We start from the raw sequence: 3250 nt of genomic DNA, 5'->3' as shown, positions 1-3250 counted from the left end.
CCGGACGCGCCCGGACCGCAGCCGACCACGACGCGGGTGTGGCCCGCCGCGACCGGCGCAGGGATCAAGCCTGACCGCCCGGAGCCGGACACGGCGGGCCACACCCCCCACCGCAACCACCACCGAACAGCGGGGCCACCCGACACCGCAACGGAGAGGACGAACCCGCAACGACGACGGGCACACCACACCACCCCGAAACCTGTAGCCAAAGACGAACCGGCCGGCCCCCGGAGAGGGGACCGGCCGGTCACGAAGAGCAGGAACTCACCAGACCTGCTGGACGATGTCCGCCGCCTGGTCCTCCCACTGCGCGTACGCGTAGGGGTAGGCGGACACCTGGACCGTCTGCGCGGCCGTGGTCAGTGGCAGGTCCTGCCATCCGCCGACGTTCTTCAGCGCGTTGAAGAACGCCTTGGCGGAGTAGTCCGGATTGGTGATCTCATCGGGCGTACCCCAACCGGACGACGGGCGCTGCTGGAACAGGCCCTGCGAGTCGTGGTCGTTGTACGCGCCGAGGTGGCCGAGGTTGTAGAGCTTCGACTCCTGCAGCGAGGTGGCGACGCCGATGACGGCGCCCCGCTCGCCCACGCCGGTCTCCTTGGCCGCCTGGACGATCGCCTTGGCGTTGTCGACCTGCGCGCGGTCGAGCGGGATGCGCGACTGGGCGCCCTCGACACCGTGCGGGACGAGTTCGTCCCTGGCGGGCCGGTCGGCCTTTGCGGGCACCTTGTCGCTACCGGTGGTGAGGCCGGACTTGTCGGTGGGGGTCTGGTCGCCGGCCGGGTCGCCGGTGGCGGTCTGTTGGCCGGTGGCCAGGTCGATGGCGGCGACGGCGCCGGCGTGCGGACCGGTGGTGACCGGTGCTGCCACGGCGGTGGGGCCGAACGCCAGCCCGCCCAGGGCGGCCACGCCGGCGACGGTCAGCACGACCTTGCGGCGCGGGGTCTTCGCGACGGCGGGAAGCCACCGAGTGTTGAACTCGGCCTTGACGTGCTCGGTCTTCTGCTGCGCGGCGGGAAGCCAGCGAGTGCTGAACTCGGTCTTGACGTGCTCGGTCTTCTGCTGCGCGGCGGGAAGCCACCGAGTGGCGAACTCGGCCTTGACGTGCTCGGTCTTCTGGTGCGTGGTCTTCGCGATGGCGGGGAGCCATCGAGTGAAGTGCCGCTTCACGATGGTTGCCCTTTCGATCGTTGCGACGCGCTCCGGGGTGAGCGCCCCTCGGGGGAACTACTGGCCGGTACGGGTTTGCGATCCGGCGGTACGGGAAACACAACCAGCTGGACGTGTCGGTCATTCCGGACATGCCCGAGAGGGTGCTGGGTGCGACCCGGGTCACCGTGGATATGGGACAGGCCGGCAGCGGGCGTACCGGAAGGGTGGAAACCACCCGCGATGGACGCGCCGGGTTACGGCGCTCAGCCGGCGGCGGGGATGCCGAACCGGACGAGGACGTGCCAGAGCTGCTTGAGGTGCTGAAGCGTGACCTCAACCGGGCCCCGGTCGGCCCAGCGTTCCGGTTCCAGCACCAGCGAGGCTGCAGCCCGGCCGATCAGCGCGGCGTGGACCGGCTCCCCCGATCGGGCGAACTCCGCGTGCACCCGGGCGGCGAGCGGTGGGATGGCCGGCCGCGGAAGTCGGCATCAATGCCGTCGACCGGCAGCTCGAACCCGCCGTGCCAGTGCAGCGGGAAACCATGCCGTCGGGCGATCCCGGCGAGGATCCGTCCGGCGTCGGTGCCGCGGAACGACGGATCGACCACGAGCGCCTCGACGTCCCGGGCGAGACGCAGCTCGCCGTGGATCTGCGCCTCGATGTAGTCGTCCAACGCACGCCCGGCCACGAAGGATTCCCGGTCCCGGCGGCGGAGCACGCCCCGCCGAACAGCGCCTCCTCCCAGCGGTCCCGGTCGCCGCCGGGGTAGGCGATCAGGGCGCCGTTGGAGATACCCGTCTCGAACTGGCTGCGGTAGACGCCGTCCTGGTCGAGACATTCGGCGACGGTACGGCCGTCGCGCGCGGGGGTCAGCGCAAGGGCCGAGTCGGACACTGCGCGAGAGTATCAATGGCCGGCACCGGGGCGTAGCTGGATTCTCCGCCGCTCAGGCGTCGGTGCCGAAGCCGTCCAGGGCGGCGCGTTCCTCCTGGCTGCGCAGCTCCTGGAAGACGGTGACGTGCAGGTCCGCCGGGGCGTCGAGGCGGGCGTTGAGGGACTGCCACGGGGTGACCGTCGGCGGGGCGACCTCGGTGGCGCCCGCAGCGACCAGGCGCTCGGTCACCGCGCTGGCATCGTCCACTTCGAACGCGATCCGAAGGCGCGGCGCGACCTGCCGGCCGACCTCCACCTCGTCGATCATCCGCTTCTGCGCGGGATTCGCCAGCTCCAGGGTGGCCCGGCCGGCCTCCAGGATCACCACCCGTGCGCCGTCGCCGCCCGAGTAGGCGGCCTGTTCGGGCAGGCCCAGGGCGTCCCGGAAGAAGGCGACCGCGGCTTCGTAGTCGTCCGCCTCGACGACGAGGCGCAGCTGACGCACCGTTGGCGGCTGGTCGTTGCGTGGCATGGTCATGACAGCCGATGTTAGTCGGGGATGGCGACACCGATCCGGGCGAGGAAGTGCGCGTTCGCCGGCGTGGCGGCGAGCTGGTGCAGCAGCTGGTCCACGGCCGGTTGGCGGTCCATGTGGGACAGCGCGGCTCGCAGGCCCCGCAGGCGGCGTTGCTCGATGTCGGTGAGCAGCAGCTCCTCGCGGCGGGTACCGGAGGCGCGGACGTCAACGGCCGGGTAGGTGCGCCGGTCGGCCAGCGCGCGGTCCAACCGCAGTTCGGCGTTGCCGGTGCTCTTGAACTCCTCGTAGATGAGCGTGTCGGCGGCGGAGCCGGTCTCCACCAGCGCCGAGGCGAGCATGGTCAACGAGCCGCCCTCCTCGACGGCGCGGGCCGCGGCGAGCAGCCGTTTCGGCGGGTTGAGCGCGGCCACGTCCACCCCGCCGGAGAGCGTACGGCCGGCCGAACGGACGGAGACGTTGTAGGCGCGGCCGAGGCGGGTCAGCGAGTCGAGCAGCACGACCACGTCGTGCCCCAGCTCGACCAGGCGCTTCGCCCGCTCGATCGCCAGCTCCGCCACCGTCGTGTGGTCCTGCGGCGGACGGTCGAACGTGGCCGCGATGACCTCGCCCTTCACCGACCGCTGCATGTCGGTGACCTCTTCCGGCCGCTCGTCGACCAGCACCACCATCAGGTGGCACTCCGGA

3 protein-coding genes and 2 pseudogenes are annotated in these 3250 nt (G+C 71.5%); all 5 read right to left on the bottom strand.

Features of this window, described 5'->3' with window-relative positions:
- Positions 1-267: 267 nt before the first annotated feature.
- On the bottom strand, positions 268-930 hold the full coding sequence (locus ACNAVT_RS31625) for a hypothetical protein (RefSeq protein ID WP_416301638.1): 663 nt from the start codon (positions 928-930) through the stop codon (positions 268-270).
- Between the two features lie 488 nt (positions 931-1418).
- A pseudogene (locus ACNAVT_RS31620) lies at positions 1419-1843 on the bottom strand (DUF3626 domain-containing protein).
- A gap of 72 nt (positions 1844-1915) precedes the next feature.
- A pseudogene (locus ACNAVT_RS31615) lies at positions 1916-2049 on the bottom strand (DUF3626 domain-containing protein); the annotation flags it as partial.
- 52 nt (positions 2050-2101) lie between these two features.
- Positions 2102-2566: a VOC family protein gene (locus ACNAVT_RS31610; RefSeq protein ID WP_416301637.1), complete on the bottom strand. Its 465-nt coding sequence runs from the start codon at positions 2564-2566 to the stop codon at positions 2102-2104.
- 11 nt (positions 2567-2577) lie between these two features.
- Positions 2578-3250, bottom strand: a 673-nt coding sequence (gene rho, locus ACNAVT_RS31605; RefSeq protein ID WP_416301635.1) for a transcription termination factor Rho, incomplete at its 5' end; no start/stop codon positions are given.

This window comes from Micromonospora sp. SL4-19, assembly GCF_047921475.1.
In the GTDB taxonomy this organism is placed as follows: Bacteria; Actinomycetota; Actinomycetes; order Mycobacteriales; family Micromonosporaceae; genus Micromonospora.
Note: the sequence above shows the minus strand (reverse complement) of the source record. Positions and strands in the feature narration are given on the sequence as shown.

Bases quoted from the DNA above. Each gene is read 5' to 3' on its own strand.
- ACNAVT_RS31610 (WP_416301637.1), bottom strand. From the start codon at position 2,566: ATGACCATGCCACGCAACGACCAGCCGCCAACGGTGCGTCAGCTGCGC.